Origin of the sequence: Pelagibius sp. 7325 (genome assembly GCF_037652055.1) — a bacterium.
Taxonomy (GTDB): domain Bacteria; phylum Pseudomonadota; class Alphaproteobacteria; order Kiloniellales; family Kiloniellaceae; genus Pelagibius.
In genome coordinates this window covers 689697-709143 of the sequence record NZ_JBBKAH010000003.1, presented here as the reverse complement: position 1 = coordinate 709143, position 19447 = coordinate 689697, and the positions used below count along the sequence as shown (strand labels likewise).

The 19447-nt window shown below is 67.4% G+C and carries 16 protein-coding genes; 14 read left to right on the top strand and 2 right to left on the bottom strand.

The window, feature by feature from the left end:
* Positions 1-245: 245 nt before the first annotated feature.
* The 14 genes from WDC82_RS12380 (at position 246) to WDC82_RS12315 (ending at position 17850) form a co-directional block, all read left to right on the top strand.
* Positions 246-1451, top strand: a complete 1206-nt coding sequence (locus tag WDC82_RS12380; protein ID WP_340117627.1) for a Re/Si-specific NAD(P)(+) transhydrogenase subunit alpha — start codon at positions 246-248, stop codon at positions 1449-1451.
* Positions 1452-1456: 5 nt separating this feature from the next.
* Positions 1457-1867, top strand: coding sequence for an NAD(P) transhydrogenase subunit alpha (locus WDC82_RS12375; RefSeq protein WP_340117626.1), 411 nt, complete (start codon positions 1457-1459; stop codon positions 1865-1867).
* Between the two features lie 15 nt (positions 1868-1882).
* A complete protein-coding gene (locus tag WDC82_RS12370) occupies positions 1883-3283 on the top strand; it encodes an NAD(P)(+) transhydrogenase (Re/Si-specific) subunit beta (protein ID WP_340117625.1) in 1401 nt (466 codons plus the stop codon).
* A 158-nt stretch (positions 3284-3441) separates the two neighbouring features.
* The gene (gene cobW, locus WDC82_RS12365; RefSeq protein WP_340117624.1) at positions 3442-4491 is read left to right on the top strand and encodes a cobalamin biosynthesis protein CobW; all 1050 of its coding nucleotides are present in this window, start codon (positions 3442-3444) and stop codon (positions 4489-4491) included.
* A gap of 6 nt (positions 4492-4497) precedes the next feature.
* A complete protein-coding gene (cobN, locus tag WDC82_RS12360) occupies positions 4498-8253 on the top strand; it encodes a cobaltochelatase subunit CobN (protein WP_340117623.1) in 3756 nt (1251 codons plus the stop codon).
* A complete protein-coding gene (cobO, locus tag WDC82_RS12355; RefSeq protein WP_340117622.1) occupies positions 8253-8888 on the top strand; it encodes a cob(I)yrinic acid a,c-diamide adenosyltransferase in 636 nt (211 codons plus the stop codon). Before cobN ends, cobO begins: the two co-directional genes overlap by 1 nt.
* 19 nt (positions 8889-8907) lie before the next feature.
* Positions 8908-10422 (top strand): cobyric acid synthase, encoded by a 1515-nt coding sequence (locus WDC82_RS12350; RefSeq protein WP_340117621.1) that lies wholly within the window; start codon positions 8908-8910, stop codon positions 10420-10422.
* A gap of 74 nt (positions 10423-10496) precedes the next feature.
* Positions 10497-11621, top strand: coding sequence for a sirohydrochlorin chelatase (locus WDC82_RS12345; protein ID WP_340117620.1), 1125 nt, complete (start codon positions 10497-10499; stop codon positions 11619-11621).
* A gap of 130 nt (positions 11622-11751) precedes the next feature.
* Positions 11752-12390: a precorrin-8X methylmutase gene (locus WDC82_RS12340; RefSeq protein WP_340117619.1), complete on the top strand. Its 639-nt coding sequence runs from the start codon at positions 11752-11754 to the stop codon at positions 12388-12390.
* Between the two features lie 5 nt (positions 12391-12395).
* Positions 12396-13613: a precorrin-6y C5,15-methyltransferase (decarboxylating) subunit CbiE gene (gene cbiE / locus WDC82_RS12335; protein WP_340117618.1), complete on the top strand. Its 1218-nt coding sequence runs from the start codon at positions 12396-12398 to the stop codon at positions 13611-13613.
* On the top strand, positions 13610-14317 hold the full coding sequence (locus WDC82_RS12330) for a precorrin-2 C(20)-methyltransferase (RefSeq protein WP_340117617.1): 708 nt from the start codon (positions 13610-13612) through the stop codon (positions 14315-14317). The genes cbiE and WDC82_RS12330 overlap by 4 nt, the downstream gene beginning before the upstream one ends.
* Positions 14311-16143 (top strand): precorrin-3B C(17)-methyltransferase, encoded by a 1833-nt coding sequence (cobJ, locus tag WDC82_RS12325; RefSeq protein ID WP_340117616.1) that lies wholly within the window; start codon positions 14311-14313, stop codon positions 16141-16143. The genes WDC82_RS12330 and cobJ overlap by 7 nt, the downstream gene beginning before the upstream one ends.
* The gene (gene cobM / locus WDC82_RS12320; protein WP_340117615.1) at positions 16140-16904 is read left to right on the top strand and encodes a precorrin-4 C(11)-methyltransferase; all 765 of its coding nucleotides are present in this window, start codon (positions 16140-16142) and stop codon (positions 16902-16904) included. Before cobJ ends, cobM begins: the two co-directional genes overlap by 4 nt.
* Before the next feature lie 142 nt (positions 16905-17046).
* Positions 17047-17850: an MBL fold metallo-hydrolase gene (locus WDC82_RS12315; protein WP_340117614.1), complete on the top strand. Its 804-nt coding sequence runs from the start codon at positions 17047-17049 to the stop codon at positions 17848-17850.
* A 47-nt stretch (positions 17851-17897) separates the two neighbouring features.
* Here WDC82_RS12315 and WDC82_RS12310 read toward each other — a convergent pair whose 3' ends face one another.
* A complete protein-coding gene (locus WDC82_RS12310) occupies positions 17898-18971 on the bottom strand; it encodes an adenylate/guanylate cyclase domain-containing protein (protein WP_340117613.1) in 1074 nt (357 codons plus the stop codon).
* An 8-nt stretch (positions 18972-18979) separates the two neighbouring features.
* Entirely contained in the window at positions 18980-19342 is a 363-nt protein-coding gene (locus tag WDC82_RS12305; RefSeq protein ID WP_340117612.1) for a group 1 truncated hemoglobin, read from the bottom strand.
* Positions 19343-19447 lie beyond the last annotated feature (105 nt).

Genomic DNA, 19447 nt, shown 5'->3' with positions numbered 1-19447 from the left:
TCAGTCCGCGGATGCGTCAAGTGGTCGCTAAAGTGGTCTGATCCGTCGTCCATGCGCAAAATAGGGTTGAAACCGGCTGGCGCGCCCGTCATTAACATGCACACTAGGTCAAACGGCCAATTGCGTTGACCTTTTCGGATTTCATACTATTTTCTTCCACTTAAGTCCTAATCTGGAATCGTTCTGGAAAGTATCGGGGAAACTCTCGGGGCATACCACGGGGCAGTAAGAGGGACATCCAAGGCATGAAGATCGCTATTCCCAAGGAACAGCGCCCGGACGAAGCGCGCGTCGCGGCCTCGCCTGAGACGGTCAAGAAGCTGATCAATCTCGGCTTTGAGGTCGCCGTCGAATCAGGCGCCGGGGTCCGTGCCGCCATTCCCGACGAGGCCTATGAAAAGGCCGGCGCGAAGATCGCTGCCGACGCCACCGTCGCCTTTGGCGGTGCCGATGTGGTCGCCAAGGTGCGCCGCCCGCTGCCGGGCGAAACCAAGGGCCTCAAATCCGGTGCGCTGGTGATCTGCATCCTCGATCCCTTCCGCGCTGGCGACGAACTGGACCCGCTGGCCAAGAGCGGCGTCACCGCCTTCGCCATGGACCTCATTCCGCGCATCACCCGCGCGCAGTCGATGGACGTGCTGTCCTCGCAGTCGAACCTGGCCGGCTACAAGGCGGTGCTGGACGCTGCCTCCGTGTACGGCTCGGCCTTCCCGCAGATGATGACGGCGGCCGGCACCGTGCCGCCGGCCAAGGTGCTGGTCATGGGCGCCGGCGTCGCCGGCCTGCAGGCCATCGCCACCGCCAAGCGCCTGGGCGCCATCGTCTCGGCGACCGACGTGCGTCCGGCCTCCAAGGAGCAGGTGCAGAGCCTGGGCGGCAAGTTCGTCGCGGTCGAGGACGAGGAGTTCAAGCAGGCCGAGACCGCCGGCGGCTACGCCAAGGAGATGAGCGAGGAGTACAAGAAGAAGCAGGCCGCGCTGATCGCCGAGACCATCGCCAAGATGGACATCGTCGTCACCACCGCGCTGATCCCCGGCCGCCCGGCGCCGAAGCTGATCACCCGTGAGATGGTCGAGTCCATGAAGCCCGGTTCGGTCATCGTCGACCTGGCGGTCGAAACCGGCGGCAACTGCGAGCTGTCGCAGCCCGGCAAGGTGGTCGACCACAACGGCGTGAAGATCGTCGGCCATCTGAACGTGCCGAGCCGGCTCGCCGCCGATGCCTCGGCTCTCTATGCACGCAACATCTACAACTTCATCGAACTGCTGGTCGACAAGGAGTCGAAACAGCTGAAGGTAAACTGGGAAGACAAGATCGTCGCCGACACCTGCATCATCCGCGACGGCAAGGTGGTCCATCCGGCGCTGGCGCCCAAGGAGGCGGAGCCGGCACAGGAACCGGCGCCCGAACCCGAGAATACCGATAATTCCAGCGACGGACAGGGAGGCTGACGTCCATGGCCAACGAGACCTTCTCTGAACGCGCCGCAGAGATTGCCAACCAGGCGCAGTCGCTTGCCAACGACGTTGCCTCGCTGGCCGTCGAGGCGAGCCGCATGACGGCCGAGAGCGCCGCGGGCCATGGCTCGGCCACTCTGGTGGTCGGCCTCACGGTCTTCGTGCTGGCGGTCTTCGTCGGCTACCATGTGGTCTGGCGTGTGACGCCGGCGCTGCACTCGCCGCTGATGGCCGTCACCAACGCCATTTCCTCGGTGATCATCGTCGGCGCCCTCATCGCCGCCGGCCCGGCCGACGTCGGCTTCAGCGAGATCATGGGTCTGCTCGCGGTGATCCTCGCCTCGGTGAACATCTTCGGCGGCTTCATCGTGACGCAGCGCATGCTGTCCATGTTCAAGAAGAAGAAGTAGGGGGCCTGGACAATCATGAACGCTGATCTCGCAGCGCTGCTGTATCTCGTCGCCGCCGTCTGCTTCATCCTGGCTTTGCGCGGCCTGTCGCACCCGACCACCAGCCGGTCGGGCAACCTCTACGGCATGGTCGGCATGGCCATCGCCATCTTCACCACCCTGGCGACGCCGGGTGTGGTCAGCTACTGGCTGATCGTCGTCGGCATCCTCATCGGCGGTACCATCGGCACGGTCATCGCCCTGCGCATCCAGATGACGGCCCTGCCGCAGCTGGTGGCCGCCTTCCACTCGCTGGTCGGACTCGCCGCGGTCTTCGTGGCCGCCGCCGCCTTCTTCCGGCCGGAAGCCTACGGCATCGGCGTGACCGGCGACATCAACGTGGCGAGCCTCATCGAGATGTCGCTCGGTGTTGCCATCGGTGCCATCACCTTCACCGGCTCGCTGGTTGCCTTTGCCAAGCTGCAGGGCTTGGTCAGCGGCCGGCCGCTGGTCTTCCCGATGCAGCACCCGCTGAACGCGCTGATCGGGATCGCGCTGCTGGCGCTCGTCGTGTGGCTCTGCGTCGGCCAGTCGCCGCTGGTGTTCTGGCTTATCGTGCTGCTGGCGCTGGCGCTCGGCTTCCTGCTGATCCTGCCGATCGGCGGCGCCGACATGCCGGTGGTCGTCTCGATGCTGAACTCCTATTCGGGCTGGGCAGCCTGCGGCATCGGCTTCACCCTGCACAACAACCTGCTGATCATTACCGGCGCGCTGGTCGGTTCCTCGGGCGCCATCCTCAGCTACATCATGTGCAAGGGCATGAACCGCTCGATCTTCAACGTCATCCTCGGCGGCTTCGGTGGTGAGACCGCCGGTGCTGCGGCCGGAGGCGGCGATGACGATCGCCAGGTGAAGTCCGGCGCGGCCGACGATGCGGCCTTCCTGATGGGCAATGCCGAGAAGGTCATCATCGTCCCGGGCTACGGCATGGCGGTCGCCCAGGCCCAGCACGCCCTGCGCGAGATGGCCGACCTCCTGAAGTCCAAGGGCGTGGACGTGCGCTACGCCATCCACCCGGTGGCGGGCCGCATGCCAGGGCACATGAACGTGCTGCTGGCCGAGGCCAACGTGCCCTATGACGAGGTCTTCGAGATGGAGGAGATCAACCGCGAATTCTCCTCTACCGACGTCGCCTTCGTCATCGGCGCCAACGACATCACCAACCCGGCGGCCAAGACCGATCCGGCCTCGCCGATCTACGGCATGCCGATCCTCGACGTCGACAAGTCCGGGCAGGTGCTGTTCGTGAAGCGCTCCATGGCCAGCGGCTACGCCGGCGTGCAGAACGAGCTGTTCTTCCGCGACAACACCATGATGCTGTTCGGTGACGCCAAGAAGATGTGCGAGGACATCGTCAAGGCGCTGGAAGCGGATTGAGCCGCTAGGCCGGAATCGGTCGCTGCCGGGACAGCCCGGCGGCGGCTCCCGGTGCCTAATCTGACGGGCTGAAGGCGGCCCCGGATCGGCCCGTTCGGGGCTTGATCCGGGGCCGCTTCCGGTTCACCCTCCGGGCGATGCGTCAAAACAGGTAGGCCATGTCAGAAAATCCCAGAATTCCGGCGGGAAAGATCCCCGCAACCGTGATCACCGGCTTCCTCGGGGCCGGCAAGACCTCCGCCATCCGCCACCTGCTGCAGAACGCCAATGGCCGGCGCATCGCCCTGGTGATCAACGAGTTCGGTGACCTCGGGGTCGACGGCGAGATTCTGAAGGGCTGCGGCATCGAGAGCTGCGGCGAGGATGACGTGGTGGAACTGGCCAATGGCTGCATCTGCTGCACCGTGGCCGACGACTTCCTGCCGACCATTCAGGCGCTGCTCGACCGTCCGCAGCCGCCCGATCACATCGTCATCGAGACCTCCGGTCTGGCGCTGCCCAAGCCCCTGGTGAAAGCCTTTGCCTGGCCGGAGGTGCGCACCCGCACCACGGTCGACGGCGTCATCACGGTGATCGACGGCCCGGCCGTCGCCGACGGCCTCTTCGCCGGCAATCCCGACGCCGTGGCCGCCCAGCGCGCGGCCGACGAGACCCTGGACCACGACACGCCCCTGGAGGAGCTTTTCGAGGAACAGCTGGCCTGCGCCGACATGGTGGTCATCAACAAGGCCGATCTGCTGGACGAGGCTCGCCTCGCCGAGGTGGAGGCCGTGGTGGCACGCCACCTGCGCCCGGCGGTGAAGATCCTGCGCGCCAGCCACGGTGCCATCGACATCGCCGTGCTGCTGGGCCTCGACGCGGCGGCCGAGGACGACCTCGACAGCCGCTGGTCGCACCATGACGCATCAGGCGAGCACGACCACGACGACTTTACCTCCTTTTCCGTCGAACTCGGCGAAACCGACACGCCCGATGCCCTGCTGGCGCGCCTGCGCCCGGTCATCGCCGCCCACGACGTGCTGCGCGTGAAGGGCTTCGCCGCGGTCACCGGCAAGGCCATGCGCCTCGTCGTGCAGGGTGTCGGCGAACGCCTGCAGCACTACTACGATCGCGACTGGCGCCCGGAGGAGACCCGCGCCACGCGCCTCGTGTTCATCGGCGAGACCGGCCTGGACGAGGCGGCGATCCGCGCGGCCGTCGCCGGCTAGCCGGCCATGCATCTTCTCCAGGCGACCCCCGGCAGCATCACCGACGGTTCGGAAGCGGTCGACCTGGGCCAGGACCCCGGCGACATCGTCTTCCTCTCGGCGGCGGACACCGAGCTGGCCGCGCTCTCCGCGGCGCAAGCGACGCTGGATGAAGGGGCACCCAGCCTGCGCCTCGCCAATCTCATGCAGCTCGGCCACAACATGTCGGTCGACCTCTATGTAGAGCAGGTCATCTCCGGCGCCCGGCTGGTGGTGGTGCGCCTGCTGGGCGGCGAGAGCTACTGGCCCTACGGCGTCGAGCAGGTGAACGCGGCCTGTCGCGCAAAGGGCATCAAGCTCGCCGTGCTGCCGGGCGACGAGCAGCCCGACCCGGCGTTCTCGGCCTATACGACGCTGGAAGAAGAGGCCGCCTTTCGCCTGTGGCGCTACTGCATCGAGGGCGGGCCGGAGAACGCCCGCCACTTCCTGCTCTATGTCGCCAGCCTCATCGGCCGGGACACCGACTGGCAGGAGCCGCGCCCGCTGCTGCGCGCCGGACCCTATTGGCCGGGCAAGACGCAGCCCGGCCTCGACGACCTGCGCGCGGAGTGGAAGACGGCGGCGCCGGTGGCGGCCATCGTGTTCTACCGGGCGCTGCTGCAGGCCGGCAACCTGGCTCCCGTCGATGCGCTGATCGTCGCCCTGAAGCAGCAGGGGGTGAACGCGCTGCCGCTCTACTGCAACTCCCTGAAGGACGTGCAGAGCGCCGAGGTGGTCCGCGGCCTGCTCACGGAGTCCTCCTGCGAGATCATTCTGAATGCCACCGGCTTCGCGCTCTCGGTCCCCGGCGCGGCGCGGGCCGAGACGCCCTTCGATGCCTGCGACGGCCCGGTTCTGCAGGTCGTGTTTTCCGGCGGCAATGCGAAATCCTGGGCGGCGGGCACCACCGGCCTCTCCGCCCGCGACATCGCCATGAACGTGGCGCTGCCCGAGGTCGACGGCCGTGTCCTGACCCGCGCGGTCTCCTTCAAGGGCGAGGCGCGATTCGACCCGGCGACGCAGACTTCGGTGGTTGCCTATGAGCCGCAGGCCGACCGCATCGACTTCGTCGCCGCGCTGACCGCCAACTGGCTGCGGCTGAAGCGGATGCCGATCGGCAGACGCAGCCTTGCCATCGTGATGGCCAACTACCCGAACCGGGACGGACGGCTCGGCAACGGCGTCGGGCTGGACACGCCGGCGGGCACCCTGAACGTCTTGCGGGCGCTGAAGGCCGAAGGCTACGACACCGGTGACCTGCCCGCCGACGGCCAGGCCCTCATCGAACGTCTGGCGGCAGGGCCGACCAACGACCTCACCGACCGTGCCGCGCGGCCAGGCGGCGAGCGCTATGCGGTGAAGGCTTACAAGCGCTTCTTCGGGACGCTTCCCGAGAGCGTCCGCGCGGCGGTCACCGCCCGCTGGGGCGAACCGGAGAGCGATCCCTTCGTCGAGGACGGTGCCTTCCGCCTCGCGGCCTTCACGTTGGGTAAGGTCGTCATCGGGCTGCAGCCGGCGCGCGGCTACAACATCGATCCCGTCGCCAGCTACCACGATCCGGGCCTGGTGCCGCCGCATGGCTATCTCGCCTTCTACGCCTGGCTGCGCGAGGCGGCGGGTGCGGGAGGGGGCGTGCAGGCGGTGGTGCACATGGGCAAGCACGGCAACATGGAGTGGCTGCCGGGCAAGGCGCTTGCGCTCAGCGAGGACTGCTTCCCGGAAGCCGTCTTCGGCCCGCTGCCGCATCTCTATCCCTTCATCGTGAACGATCCCGGGGAGGGCACCCAGGCCAAGCGCCGCGCCCAGGCGGTCATCGTCGACCACCTGACGCCACCGCTCACCCGCGCCGAGAGCTACGGCCCCCTGGCGGAGCTCGAACGGCTGGTCGACGAGTACTACGACGCCGCCGGCCTCGACCCGCGCCGCTTGAAGGTGCTGCGCGACTCGATCCTGGAACTCTCCGCCACGACGGGCCTCGACAAGGACTGCGGCATTGGTGCCGAGGACGACCCGGAGACGGCGCTCGGCAAGCTCGACAATCATCTCTGCGAACTGAAAGAGCTGCAGATCCGCGACGGCCTGCACATCTTCGGGCAGTCGCCGGAGGGCGGCCAGCTCACCGACCTGCTGGTGGCCTTGACCCGCCTGCCGCGCGGCAAAGGGGAGGGCGGCGATGCTTCGCTGATCCGCGCGCTGGCTAAAGATCTCGGGCTGGAGGGCTTCGATCCCCTGGACTGCGTCCTGGGCGAGGCCTGGAACGGTCCGCACCCGGTGGCACTGGGCGATGCGAAAGGCTGGCGCACCCTGGGTGACACGGTGGAGCGCCTGGAAGAGCTGGCGCAGGCCCTGGTGGCGGGTGAACGCTCAGCCGATCCGGCCTGGACCCGCACCACCGCCGTGCTGGCGAAGATCGACAGCGTCGTGCGCCCGGCCGTCGCCGCTTCCGGCAGTGCCGAGATCGCCGGACTGCTCACCGGCCTCAAGGGCTGCTTCGTCGAGCCGGGGCCCTCCGGCGCGCCGACGCGCGGGCGCCTCGACGTGCTGCCGACGGGGCGCAATTTCTACTCGGTCGATACCCGCACGGTACCGACGCCCGCGGCCTGGCAGCTCGGCTGGGCCTCTGCGGAAAGACTGCTGCTGCGCCACAGGCAGGAGGAAGGCGCCTGGCCGCGCCGCCTCGCGCTCTCGGCTTGGGGCACCGCCAACATGCGCACCGGCGGCGACGACATCGCCCAGGCGCTCGCCCTCATGGGCGTGAAGCCGACCTGGGAGACCGCGTCGCGCCGCATCACCGGCTTTGAGATTCTGCCCCTGTCGGTCCTGGACCGTCCGCGCGTCGACGTGACCCTGCGGGTTTCCGGCTTCTTCCGAGACGCTTTCCCGGCGCAGATCGATCTGGTCGACTCGGCGGCGCGCGCCGTCGCCGCGCTGGACGAGCCGGCGGAACAGAACCCGCTGGCCGCGCAGGTCGCTGAGGACAAGGCCAAGATGATCGCCGAGGGTGCGTCGGACGACGAAGCAACGCGGCGCGCCGGTTTCCGCGTCTTCGGCTCCAAGCCCGGCGCTTACGGCGCGGGCCTGCAGGCCCTCATCGACGAGCGCGGCTGGCAGGAGGCGGCGGATCTCGCCAAGACCTATCTCGCCTGGGGCGGCTATGCCTACGGCGCGGGCGCCGGCGGGCAGGCGGCGCAAGGGCTGTTCGAGGACCGCCTGAAGAAGGTCGAGGCGGTGGTGCACAACCAGGACAACCGCGAGCACGATTTGCTGGACTCCGACGACTACTACCAGTTCGAAGGCGGCATGACGGCGGCGGTGGAGCATCTCTCCGGGGCGCGGCCTGTCGTCTACCACAACGACCACTCGCGGCCCGAGAGCCCGAAGATTCGCACCCTGGAGGAGGAAATCGCCCGCGTGGTGCGCGCCCGCGTGGTCAATCCCAAGTGGATCGCCGGCGTTATGCGCCATGGCTACAAGGGCGCCTTCGAGATGGCGGCGACGGTGGACTACCTCTTCGCCTTCGCGGCGACCACCCGTGCGGTGGCCGACCACCACTTCGATGCCGTCTATGCCGCTTACCTGGAGGACGAGAGCGTGCGAGACTTCCTGGAACGCCACAACCCGTCGGCGCTGAAGGAAATAGCCGAGCGCTTGAGCGAGGCGCAAGAGCGCGGCCTGTGGCGCCCGCGCTCCAACTCCGCCGCCGCAGAGCTGAACGCGATGAGACAGTTGGAGGTTGCCGAATGATGACCGACTTGAACGAAGAGGAAATCAACGCCCGCGCCAACGAGAAGGCAAAGAAGCGCAAGGCCGCGCGGGAGAAGATGCTGGCCGACAAGACCAGGGAAAAGGGCCTGCTGATCGTCCATACCGGCAAGGGCAAGGGCAAGTCGACGGCGGCCTTCGGCCTGGTGTTCCGGGCGCTGGGCAACGGGATGAAGGTCGGCATCGTGCAGTTCGTGAAGGGCAAGTGGGAGACCGGCGAGCGCCATGCGCTGGAGAAGTTCGCCGATCAGGTGACCATCAAGGCGATGGGTGAGGGCTTCACCTGGGACACCCAGGACCGCGCGCGCGACATCGCCGCCGCGAGGGGTGCCTGGGACATGGCCAAGCAGATGATCGATGCCTGTCGCGGTGAAGACCGTCCCTACGACATGATTCTGTTGGACGAGCTGAACATCGTGCTGCGCTACGACTATCTGCCGCTGGAGGAGGTCGTCGAATTTCTGAACGGCCGGCCGGAGATGCTGCATGTCATCGTGACCGGGCGCAACGCCAAGCAGGAACTGATCGATGCCGCCGACCTCGTCACCGAGATGACCCAGGTGAAGCATCCCTTCCGCGAGCAGAACGTGAAGGCCCAACTGGGAATCGAGTTTTGACTCTCGGGGTCGAGTTCTGATGACGAAAACCCCGGCCATCATGCTGCAGGGAACCGGCTCCGACGTCGGCAAGTCCCTTCTGGTGGCCGGACTCTGCCGCGCATTTACAAAGCGCGGCCTCACGGTACGCCCCTTCAAGCCGCAGAACATGTCGAACAACGCTGCGGTGACGGCGGACGGCGGCGAGATCGGCCGCGCCCAGGCGCTGCAGGCGCGCGCCTGCGGCGTCGCCCCCACCACCGACATGAACCCGGTGCTGCTGAAGCCGCAGAGCGAGATCGGCGCGCAGGTCGTCGTTCAAGGAAAGATCCGGGGCAACGCCAAGGCACGCGAGTACCAGGCCCTGAAGGTCGAGCTGCTGCCCAAGGTGCTGGAGAGTTTCCAGCGTCTCGGAGAGCCGGTGGACCTGGTTATCGTCGAAGGCGCCGGCAGCCCGGCGGAAGTGAACCTCCGCGCCGGCGACATCGCCAACATGGGCTTTGCCGAGGCGGCCGACCTGCCGGTGCTGCTGGTGGCCGACATCGACCGCGGCGGTGTCATTGCCGCGCTGGTCGGTAGCCATGCGGTGCTGAGCGAGGCCGAGGCGCGCCGCGTTGCCGGCTACGTGGTGAACAAGTTCCGCGGCGACGTCAGCCTCTTCGATGACGGTCTCGCCATCATCACGGCGCGCACGGGCTGGCCCGCGCTGGGCGTGGTGCCGTTCTTTCCCCAGGCGGCGAAGCTGCCGGCAGAGGATGCGGTTTCTCTCTCTCGGGCGGAAGTTGCCGAGGGCCGCGCGCTCAAGATCGCGGTGCTGCAACTGGCGCGCATCGCCAACTTCGACGACCTCGATCCGCTGATCGCCGAGCCCGACGTGGCGGTGGACTTCGTGGCGCCGGGCAGGGCGCTGCCGGGGGATGCCGACCTTGTCATCCTGCCGGGCTCCAAGGCGACGCTGGCCGACCTCGCGTTCCTGCGCGACCAGGGCTGGGACATCGACCTTGCGGCGCACCTGCGCCGCGGCGGCCGCGTGCTCGGCATCTGCGGCGGTTACCAGATGCTGGGGGAGACGGTCAGCGATCCCGACGGTATCGAAGGCCCGGCCGGGGAGGCTGCCGAAGGGCTCGGCCTGCTGGATGTCGAGACGGTGCTGACCGGCGACAAGGCCCTGAAGGACGTGCGCGGCATCCACCTGGAAAGCGCCACCGCCATCCGCGGCTACGAGATGCATGTGGGCGTGACCACGGGCCCGGGCCTGGCGCGCCCTTTCGTCGATCTCGACGGGCGCTGGGAGGGTGCGGTGTCCGCCGACGGTAAGGTGGCCGGCTGCTACCTGCACGGGCTTTTCGCAGCCGACGGCTTCCGCGCGGCCTTCCTCGCCGGCCTGAAGGACCGCGCTGCCTCGGGCCTGGCCTATGACGCCCAGGTGGAGACGGTGCTGGACCAACTCGCGGCGCATCTGGAAGCGCACCTGGACCTCGATCGGGTGCTGGATATCGCAAGGGGTGTCAAGACGGCGCATTTCCCTTTGCCCCGCCCCCAACGGGCCCCGTAAAGTCCCGGCCAAGCAAAAGGTCCTTTCCCAGGCAGGTTTCGGGCAGGCAAGGGCAGGCGTTTAAGGAGAGCGAAGTGGAATTGATTGGCGAGAAGATCGGCGTGATGGTCTGCGGGCACGGCAGCCGCGACGAGGGCGCGGTGCGCGAGTTCGAGGCCGTGGCCCGCGGCATCCGCGAACGCCTGCCGCAGTACCCGGTGGAAAGCGGATTCCTGGAATTCGCCACGCCGATCATCCGCACGGGGCTCGACAAGCTGCGCCAGCAGGGCGTCACCCGCTGCCTCGCCGTGCCGGGCATGCTGTTCGCCGCCGGACACGCCAAGAACGATATTCCCTCGGTGCTGAACACCTACCAGGCGCAGCACCCGGAGATGACCATCGACTATGGGCGCGAGCTGGCGATCGATCCCAAGCTGCTGCAGGCGGCCGCCGCGCGCATCGAGCAGGCTTTGCAGGCGGCAGGCGGCGATGTGCCGCGCCACGAGACCATGCTGATGGTGGTCGGGCGCGGCGCCTCCGATCCCGACGCCAACTCCAACGTCGCCAAGGTCATGCGCCTGCTGTGGGAGGGCTTCGGCTTCGGCTGGGGCGAAACCTGCTATTCCGGAGTCACCTTTCCTCTGGTCGAGCCCGGCCTGGAGCATGCCGCGCGCCTCGGCTACAAGCGCATCGTCGTGTTCCCCTACTTCCTCTTTACCGGCATTCTGGTGCAGCGCATCTACGACCACACCGACCTGGTGGCCGCGCGCCATCCGGAGATCGAATTCGTGAAGGCCGGCTACCTGAATGACCATCCGGCGGTGCTGGATGCCTTTGCCGAGCGGGTGCAGGAGATCCTGGACGGCGAGAACCTGATGAACTGCAAGCTCTGCAAGTACCGCGCCCAGGTGCTCGGTTTCGAGGCGGAGGTCGGCCTGGCCCAGGAAAGCCACCACCACCACGTGGAGGGCGTCGGCACCGGCGTGGCGGAGCACCACCATGATCATGGCCATGACCATGATCATGGAGACGGTCACGGGCATCACCACGACCACCACCAAGATCATGACCACGGCCATTCGCACGGCCACGGCCACGGCCACGGCCATGACCATGGCCATTCCCACGATCACGGCCATTCCCACGATCATGGCCACCACCCCTATCCGCATGCCGACCATCCTCTGGGACCGGTCAGCATGAAGAAGAAGACGGCGTGACCACGGTTGCCGCATTGTCATGCCCGGGCTTGACCCGGGCATCCATGGCGATACGGGGTGACGTGGCGCAATGGACCCGCGGGTCAAGCGCGAAGGCGACAGGTTTTCTGTGTTGTGGAGCCGTGCTCCTATGACCACCACACTCCACGATTACATCCGCGACCCGCAGGAGATCATCCGGCGGTCGTTCGAGATCGTGCGGGCGGAGACCGATCTCTCGGCGCTGCCTGCCGATGTCGCCGAGATCGCCCTGCGCGTGGTGCACGCCTGCGGCATGCCGGAGATCGCGCCGGACCTCGCATACGGCGGCGACCTCGCCGGCGCCGGGCGCGCCGCTTTGCAGGCCGGCGCTGTTGTGCTGGCCGACTGTGAAATGGTGGCCGACGGTGTCACCCGCGCGCGCCTGCCTGCCGGCAACCGCGTCGTGTCCACCCTCAATGATGCGCGCACGCCTGACCTCGCCAGACAGCTTGGCACCACGCGCTCGGCGGCGGCCGTCGATCTCTGGCGCGACGACCTGAAGGGCGCGCTGGTGGCCATCGGCAATGCACCGACGGCGCTTTACCACCTGATGGAAATTCTCGCGGCAGGTGCGCCGCGTCCGGCGGCGATCCTCGCCTTTCCCGTCGGTTTCGTCGGCGCGGCCGAGTCGAAAGAAGCGCTTATTCACGCCGATCTCGGCGTGCCCTACCTGACGCTGCGCGGGCGGCGCGGGGGCAGCGCAATGGCGGCGGCGGCGGTAAATGCGCTGGCCCGCGCGGGGCTTTGAGCGTCATGTTGGATCGTTCGGCACCCTGGCTTTCCATCGTCGGCATCGGCGAAGACGGTCTTGCCGGCCTGACGCCGGCGGCGCGCGCGCTGGTTGACGACGCGGAAGTTTTCGTCGGCGGCGAACGTCACCTGGCGATGCTGCCGCAGGACCATCGCGAACGTCTTGCCTGGCCATCACCTCTTGCAACACTGCTCGACGAAATTGAATCGCGTCGCGGAACCCGCGTCTGCGTACTAGCATCCGGCGATCCACTGTGGTACGGCGTTGGTGTCTCGTTGCTGAAGCGAATCCGGCGCAGCGAGATAACCATCCTGCCCGGGCGGTCGTCATTCACCCTTACGGCCGCCCGGATCGGATGGCCCCTGGCAGAAGTCGACTGTCTGACGCTGCACGGTCGCCCCCTCTCGCTGCTGCATCCTCATATCCAACCGAACGCCAAACTGATCGTCCTCAGCGAGGATGCCACGACGCCGGCGGCGGTTGCCGCGTTGCTCACCGCTCGCGGTTTCGGCGCCAGCCGCATGACCCTGCTCGAGCATCTGGACGGCGAGAAGGAACGCTGCCTAGAAGGAATCGCAGCGGAATGGTCGGCCAATGACGTCGCCGATCTCAACACCATCGCCATCGAATGCCTTGCCGGTGCCGAAGCCGTGCTGCTGCCGCGCACGCCCGGCCTGCCGGATGACGCCTTCCGCCATGACGGCCAGATGACCAAGCGGGAAGTGCGCGCGGCGACGCTGGCCGCCCTGATGCCTGTCGCCGGGCAACTGCTGTGGGACGTCGGTGCCGGCTGCGGTTCGATCGCCGTCGAATGGATGCGCGCCGCGCCGCGCGCCCGCGCGGTTGCCATCGAACGCAAGGCCGAGCGCCGCGCCATGATCGCCGACAACGCCGAGAACCTCGGCACGCCGCAGCTGCAGATCGTCGGCGGCGAGGCGCCGGACGCACTCTACGGACTGGAGGCGCCGGACGCGGTCTTCATCGGCGGCGGTGCTTCCAAACCCGGCCTCATCGAGGTGTGCTGGACCGCGCTGAAGCCGGGCGGCCGCATGGTTGCCAACGCCGTCACCCTGGAAGGCGAGGCGGCGCTGCTCGCCTGGCAGAAGCAGCACGGCGGCGCACTCACCCGTTTCGCGATCTCCCGCGCCGAGCCGGTCGGCCCCTTCCAGGGCTGGCGGCCGATGATGCCGGTGACCCAGTATCAGAGCATGAAATCATGACCGGAACCCTCTACGGCCTCGGCATCGGGCCGGGCGATCCCGACCTCATCACCTTAAAGGCACTACGCCTCTTGCAGGCGGCGCCGGTCGTCGCTTATCCGGCGCCGGACGACGGTGACAGCCTGGCGCGCGCTATCGTGGCTCCGCACCTGCCCGGCGGGCAGACCGAGATCGCGATCCGCATGCCCATGGTGGCGGCACGCTTTCCGGCGCAGGAGGTCTACGACCGCGCGGCGGCGGAGATCGGCGACCATCTGGCCGCCGGCCGCGACGTGGCGGCGCTCTGCGAAGGCGATCCCTTCTTCTATGGCTCCTTCATGTACCTCTTCGGCCGCGTCGCCGAACAGCACAAGGTCGAGGTGGTGCCCGGCGTTTCGTCGCTGACCGCCTGCGCGGCGGTGCTGGGCGCGCCACTTGCCGCGCGCAATGACGTGCTGACCGTGGTCCCGGCCCCGCTGCCGGCCAATGCGCTGTCACATATCCTGCGTGACACCGACGCGGCGGCGATCATCAAGGTCGGCCGCCACCTGGCAAAGGTGCGCAAGGTGCTGCGCATTCTCGGCCTCTTGGACCATGCCCGCTACGTGGAACGGGCGACGCTGAGCGAGCAACGCATCCTGCCGCTGGCTGAAGTGGCGGAAGACAGCGCGCCCTACTTCTCGATGATCCTGGTCCACCGCCGCGGGGAGGCCTGGACATGCTGAAGCTCGCCCCGGCCTTCATCGTGCTGACGCCGGGTGGCGCCGCGCTCGCGGAGCGTCTCAAGGACGCCTGTCCACAGTCCCTGATACACGGCAAGCGCGGGCGTGTCGATGCCGCCGACGTTCTCTTCGACGACTTCACGGCGACCGTGCAGGCAGTTTTCCTGCAAGGCCGGCCTGTCGTCGGCTTCGCCGCGGCGGGCACGCTCATTCGTGCGCTGGCGCCGGTCATCGCCGACAAGCAGGGCGAACCACCGGTCATCGCTATCGCCGAGGACGGCGCCGCAGTGGTGCCGCTGCTGGGCGGCCATCGCGGCGCCAACGCCCTTGCAACGACCTTGGCCGGGATCCTCGGAATCGACGCGGCGGTGACCACCGCCGGCGACCGCCGCTTTGCGGTGGCGCTTGACGCTCCGCCCGCCGGGTGGCGCCTCGGCAATGCGGAAGACTACAAGGCCTTCACCGCCACCCTGCTGGGCGGCGAAGCGGTGAGCCTCCAAGGTGAGGCGCCCTGGCTGGCGGAAAGCGGTCTGCCCTTCGCCGACGATGCGGCGCTGAGGCTCGAAGCGACCGAACGGGTCGGAACACCCGCCGCCGATTGCCTCGTCTACCACCCGGCGCGGCTCTGCCTCGGCGTCGGCTGCGAACGCAACGCCGATCCGGCAGAATTGCAGACCCTGGTGCGCTCGGTGCTGACACAAGCCGGGCTCTCGCCGCTGGCGGTCGCCGGGGTCTTCTCCATCGACGTGAAAGCGGACGAAGCGGCGGTGCTGGCGCTGGCGGAGAGCTTGGGCGTGCCGGCGCGCTTCTTCGATGCCGCGACGCTGGAAGCGGAAACGCCGCGCCTTGCCAATCCCTCCGACCTGGTGTTCCGCGAGGTCGGCTGCCACGGCGTCGCCGAGGGCGCCGCGCTGGCCGCCGCCGGACCGCAGGGGGAGCTGATCGTCGCCAAAACCAAATCGCAGCGCGCCACCTGTGCCGTCGCCCTCGCACCCACCATTGTTGATGCGAAGAGGGTCGGGCGCGGGCGCGGCACCTTGAGCGTCATCGGCACCGGCCCGGGCGATCCTGTCTGGCGCACACCGGAGGCGGAGGCCGCGGTGCTGCGCGCGACGGATCTCGTCGGCTACGGTCTCTATCTCGACCTGCTGGGGCCGCTTGCTGCCGGCAAGGCGCGCCACGGCTACGAACTGGGCGAGGAGGAAAAGCGCGTGCGCGTGGCCCTCGACCTCGCCGCCGAGGGGCGCGACGTGGCGCTGGTATGCTCCGGCGACCCCGGCATCTACGCCATGGCGACCCTGGTGTTCGAGCTGCTGGAGCGCGGCGGGCGCGAAGATTGGTCTCGTGTCGGGGTGACCGTGATGCCCGGCGTCTCGGCGCTGCAGGCGGCGGCGGCGCGCGCGGGTGCGCCCATCGGCCATGACTTCTGCACCATATCGCTCTCGGACCTGCTGACCCCCTGGGAGGCCATTGAGCGGCGCCTCAAAGCCGCTGCCGAAGGCGATTTCGTCATCGCCTTCTACAATCCGGTCTCCAAGCGGCGCACGCGGCAGCTCGCCGCGGCGGTGGAGATTCTGAAAGGTCACCGCCCGGCCGACACCCCGGTGGTGCTGGCGCGCAACCTGGGACGGGAGGGGGAGACCTTCACCGTGGTCGATCTCGCCAAGCTGACGGCGGACATGGTCGACATGCTGACCGTGGTGCTGGTCGGCTCCAGCGAGACGCGGCGGGTCGCGCGGTCGGATGGCACGGCCTGGGTCTACACGCCCAGGGGTTACGCCGGCAAGGCGGTAAAGGATTCGGAAAAGATTGCGGGGAACGCGGCATGACCGTCTATTTCATCGGTGCCGGTCCGGGGGCCCCCGATCTCATCACTCTGCGCGGGCGCGACCGCATCGCCGCCTGTCCGGTGGTCCTCTATGCTGGTTCGCTGGTGCCGGCGGAGGTCGTCGCCTTTGCCCCGGAGGGAGCGAAGGTGATGGATACCGCGCCCATGACCCTCGACGAGATCATCGCCGAGATCGAGGCGGCGCACGTAGCGGGCCATGACGTGGCGCGGGTGCATTCGGGTGATCCCTCGCTCTACGGCGCCATCGCCGAGCAGATCCGCCGGCTTCGCGCGGTCGGCATTCCCTTCGAGATCGTGCCGGGCGTACCGGCCTATGCGGCGGCGGCGGCTGCGCTGGAAAGCGAACTGACCCTGCCGGAGGTGAGCCAGACGGTGATCCTGACGCGCACCACCATGAAGGCCTCGGCGATGCCCGAGGGCGAGGACCTGGCCACCCTCGGAAAATCGGGAGCCACGCTGGCCATCCACCTCTCGATCCGCAACCTGAAGCACATCGAGGCCGAACTGACGCCCCACTACGGCGCCGACTGCCCGGTGGCGGTGGTCTACCGCGCCTCCTGGCCGGACCAGCAGATCATCCGCGGCACCCTCAGCGACATCCGTGAAAAGGTGCGTGCCGCCAAGATCACCCGGACGGCCCTCATCCTGGTCGGCCGTGTGCTGGGCGAGACCGACTTCATAGACTCCAAGCTCTACGACCCCAACCACGTGCACGTGCTGCGGCCCAAGCGCAGCGCATAAGGACCCGGGCGGCTTCCGGAAAGTCCCTGGCGCGTCGCGGGCGCTGCTGACACAATGCCTGCCTTGGCGTGACCGCCTATTCCACTGTCTACGAACGATGCCTTGCCGGCTTCTACCGGCACGCGCGCGTGGGAGGAATGGTATGGCCCGGATTCTTGTCAGCATCGTTCTGTTCTTTGGCTTCCTGCCGTCCCTGGTGCTGCTGCCCAACGCGGCGCGGGCGAGCCAGTGTGTCGCCTATGTCGAGCGACAGCCCGGCGTCGTGCCGGTCCGCTTCGAGACGGCACAGACCTCCGGTGCCGTGGAGATCACCTACATCACCCACTCGACCTTCCGTCTGAAGACGCCGGCGGGCGTGGTGATCGCGACGGACTATGCGGGCTATGCCGGGCCCGGTCCTGTGCCGACGGTGGCCACCATGAACCACGCCCACGAGACGCACTTCACGCCGTTTCCCGATCCGGGCATCCGGCATGTACTGAAAGGCTGGAACCCGGAAGGCGGGCCGGCGGTCCACAAGCTGACGGTCGAGGACGTTTACATCCGCAACGTCCCGACCGATATCCGGTCCTGGGGTGAAGCGGTCGAGCCCTTCGGCAATTCGATCTTCATCTTCGAGGTAGCCGATCTCTGCATCGGGCACCTGGGGCACCTGCACCACAAACCGACGGCCGAGCAACTGGCCCTGATCGGCCGCCTGGACGTGGTCTTCGCCCCCGTCGACGGCAACATGACGCTGGATCTGCCGTCGATGATCGAGGTGCTGCAGGACCTGCGGGCGAGCCTCGTCATCCCCATGCATTACTTCGGCAGTCACACCCTCAACGTCTTCCTGGCCGGCATGGCCGCGGACTTCGACATCAGGGCATCGGCCAGCGCCACCATCGAGGTGTCTCTGCGCAACCTCCCGAAGCAGCCGACGGTCCTGGTGCTGGGCGGAGGTTGAGACACCCTCCCGCATGATGTCTCCGGCGTTTGCCGGTGACAATCGGATCAGTCGCCAAAGGCCGCGGCGTCGACCTGGAGGTTTTCGGCGCCCAGCAAGTGGTAGATCCGACGGCGACCGAAACCGCGGAGCTCGACTTCGCCGCGTTCCTCGATCTGGAAATGGGCGCGCAGGCGCGGGTGCATCTCCTCGCTGAGCAGCACTTCCATCGGTCCGGCGAGGGCCTCCAGGCGAGAGGCCAGATTTATGCCGGGGCCGAAGATGTCGTAGACGTACTTCTGGATACCGACGACCGAGCCGATCACCGGGCCCGGTGCTAGCCCGATGCGGCAGCGCCAGGTGATCTTCTGCGTTTCGTTGCGACGCTTCAGATAGCGCAGGCACAGAAGGGCGAGACGGGCAATCGCCGGGGCATGGTCCGGATTGGGCTCGGGCAAGCCGGCGACGGCCACGTAGGCATCGCCCATGGTCTTGATCCGTTCGCATCCCTGGTGCTCGGCGATGCGGTCGAAGGCCGTGAAGATGTCGTTCAGCTCGGAGACGATGGTGGCCGGGTCGTGCTCCACAGACATCTGGGTGAAGCCGACGAAATCCAGCATGAGAATTGAGGCTTCGTCGAATCGCTGTGGTGTGGTGACGCCGAAGGTCTTCAATTCGTGGTAGACGGACTCGGGCATGATGTTTAGCAGCAGCTTTTCGGCGCGCTCTTTTTCCTTCTTCAGCAGCCGGTTCTGTCGCTCAACCATGCCGGAGTAGGAGGAGATCATCGACTCCAGTTCGTGCACCTTGGTGACGTTGTGCAGTTCGATGATCACCCAGTCCCCTTCCAGCAACACCGCCCGCGTCGCGACCAGGGAGAGCGCATGAATGCGCCGACGTACCTTGACCTCCATGTTCGCCTTGTAGGTCTCGCCTGCATCGAGTGCCGTGCGCAGGGCCGCGGCATCGAGCCCGGCGATGCCGCCATCCAGGCTGCCCTCGCCGGCGTCGAACTCGGGCAGCCAAGCCAGTACGAGGCTGTTGCGAAAGACCACGCGCAGGTCGGGGTAGCTGGCGATGATCAGCCCCACGCCGACAGTTTCCAGCAACATCTTGTTGAAGGTGTCGAGCTGAAAGGCCATTGCCGGGCCTAGGTTCGGGAGACGATGTAGGGTTGGCGGCTTTTGATATCAGCAATAACCGCCTGGACGTCCTCGCTCTTGAAGTCGAACTCTTCGAGAGTCTGCTGCAGCAGGCCAGCCATGGTGTCGAAGGCCTCCTGGCTAACGCCTATGTTGCGATGGACCTGCTCAAGCACTTCATTGGTGTAGGAAGCGGGGCCGCCCATGACCTGCGAGATGAACTTGGTCTGGTGATCGACGAGAGTTGCCATGTCGACGTCGTCGAAGTAAGGCCCGACCACGTCAGAATCCAGCATCTTGCCATAGAATGACAAGACTACCTGGTGCACGGTTCCGAAACCACCGTAGCGCTCAAACATCGTGGATTTCATGCGCATCCCCCCGGATCAGCAGCGGCCAGGCAAAGCCTAGCACGCTTTGCCACCCCACACGATAAGAGTGAGGCGGATTGTACAGGCGGCGGCCGGGCCCGGGCG

What these genes read in the sequence shown, in the direction of transcription:
- cobM (WP_340117615.1), top strand. Translation starts at nt 16,140, where the DNA reads ATGACCGTCTATTTCATCGGTGCCGGTCCGGGGGCCCCCGATCTCATC.
- WDC82_RS12370 (WP_340117625.1), top strand. Translation starts at nt 1,883, where the DNA reads ATGAACGCTGATCTCGCAGCGCTGCTGTATCTCGTCGCCGCCGTCTGC.
- cobO (WP_340117622.1), top strand. Translation starts at nt 8,253, where the DNA reads ATGACCGACTTGAACGAAGAGGAAATCAACGCCCGCGCCAACGAGAAG.
- cobW (WP_340117624.1), top strand. Translation starts at nt 3,442, where the DNA reads ATGTCAGAAAATCCCAGAATTCCGGCGGGAAAGATCCCCGCAACCGTG.
- WDC82_RS12350 (WP_340117621.1), top strand. Translation starts at nt 8,908, where the DNA reads ATGACGAAAACCCCGGCCATCATGCTGCAGGGAACCGGCTCCGACGTC.
- WDC82_RS12305 (WP_340117612.1), bottom strand. Translation starts at nt 19,342, where the DNA reads ATGAAATCCACGATGTTTGAGCGCTACGGTGGTTTCGGAACCGTGCAC.
- WDC82_RS12375 (WP_340117626.1), top strand. Translation starts at nt 1,457, where the DNA reads ATGGCCAACGAGACCTTCTCTGAACGCGCCGCAGAGATTGCCAACCAG.
- WDC82_RS12340 (WP_340117619.1), top strand. Translation starts at nt 11,752, where the DNA reads ATGACCACCACACTCCACGATTACATCCGCGACCCGCAGGAGATCATC.
- cobN (WP_340117623.1), top strand. Translation starts at nt 4,498, where the DNA reads ATGCATCTTCTCCAGGCGACCCCCGGCAGCATCACCGACGGTTCGGAA.
- WDC82_RS12380 (WP_340117627.1), top strand. Translation starts at nt 246, where the DNA reads ATGAAGATCGCTATTCCCAAGGAACAGCGCCCGGACGAAGCGCGCGTC.
- WDC82_RS12310 (WP_340117613.1), bottom strand. Translation starts at nt 18,971, where the DNA reads ATGGCCTTTCAGCTCGACACCTTCAACAAGATGTTGCTGGAAACTGTC.
- WDC82_RS12315 (WP_340117614.1), top strand. Translation starts at nt 17,047, where the DNA reads ATGGCCCGGATTCTTGTCAGCATCGTTCTGTTCTTTGGCTTCCTGCCG.
- cbiE (WP_340117618.1), top strand. Translation starts at nt 12,396, where the DNA reads ATGTTGGATCGTTCGGCACCCTGGCTTTCCATCGTCGGCATCGGCGAA.
- WDC82_RS12330 (WP_340117617.1), top strand. Translation starts at nt 13,610, where the DNA reads ATGACCGGAACCCTCTACGGCCTCGGCATCGGGCCGGGCGATCCCGAC.
- cobJ (WP_340117616.1), top strand. Translation starts at nt 14,311, where the DNA reads ATGCTGAAGCTCGCCCCGGCCTTCATCGTGCTGACGCCGGGTGGCGCC.